Here is a 1158-nt window from a genome sequence, read left to right as displayed (position 1 = left end):
ACAACCGAAAGCTCGTGAGGGGTCACCGCGACATGACACTACGCCAGCCCGCAGAGACCCCTACGACACGCCGACCTAACAAAGCACTACTAGGTTCTGTCTCGCGGATCATGTCCGTCGGGCACGGCCCGCTGCCCGTCCATGGCCACGACGAGGTCGACTGCGGCTTACAGCGGCCCGGCCTGTGCAGGGGCCGTGCCGCTGCACGTGCCGACCACTACCATGCCGCACGTGATCAGGCACGTGTTGGACGATCCGGCCGGGCTGAGCGTCCGCGCTCGGCGGTTCCTAGAGACCCGGTCCCGGCGCAACCCGGCGACGGTGGTGGAACCGCCGGATCGGTATTACGAGTGCTGGAACGCAGACGACGAACCGGATCCGGGACCGGACGGCGGACTGGCGAGGTTGCAGGAGTTCGCCGCCCGCTACGGCGGCATGTGGTTCCCCGGCGAGCGACCGGCACCGGGCGGCTACGAGTTCCACGACACGGTGGAGTCCGGATGGCAGCAGACCGACGCCGGCGACTGGGAAGCCGAGGTCGGCCTGGTCGAGCAGGCCTGGCCGGTGCTCCTGAGCTGGTCGACCGGCCGGATCGGCGTGATCCACGCGGAGAACTGGGTCGCAACGTCCGTCGACAACCTGATCGAGTCGTCAGCCCTGGGCAATGAGATTTCCGACGACGACAGCTGGCGGGAAGCGGTTCCGGTCGACGGCGGCAGCTGGCACCTGTCCGGCATTACCTCGGACCGATTCGCTGATCACGTACCCGAGGTTCCCGAGGCCTCCAGCCTGTGGAACCGCTGGTACATGGACGAGCACGTAGCCGTACACGGCTGGCGGGCTACCTACGACCCAGCCCGCTTCGAAGTCGTCCTCGCCTGGTACCGCGACCCTCTCGGCCGCCACCGCCTCGAATCCCTCACCGGCCCATTGCGCCCTTGACCCGGTCCCTCGCGCAAATCTTGCACTCGCGTACTCCACGACACGGATATCACCCGCCGAAGGCGATATAGGTACAAGATCGTGGGAGGCTGGCGAACCATACTCATGATCCGTGAGACAGGACCTAGTAGTGCTTTGTTAGGTCGGCGTGTCGTAGGGGTCTCTGCGGGCTGGCGTAGTGTCATGTCGCGGTGACCCCTCACGAGCTTTCGGTTG

The 1158-nt window shown here is 66.1% G+C and carries 1 protein-coding gene; it reads left to right on the top strand.

Translation table 11 applies throughout. The annotated features are described in order from the left end of the window. Positions 1-231 precede the first annotated feature (231 nt). Complete coding sequence (locus tag AB0J67_RS41290; RefSeq protein ID WP_363491306.1) at positions 232-942, top strand: hypothetical protein; 711 nt, start codon at positions 232-234, stop codon at positions 940-942. Positions 943-1158: the final 216 nt, after the last annotated feature.

Source organism: Catellatospora sp. NPDC049609 (genome assembly GCF_040675365.1).
Taxonomy (GTDB): domain Bacteria; phylum Actinomycetota; class Actinomycetes; order Mycobacteriales; family Micromonosporaceae; genus Catellatospora.
This window is presented reverse-complemented; position numbering and strand designations above follow the sequence as displayed.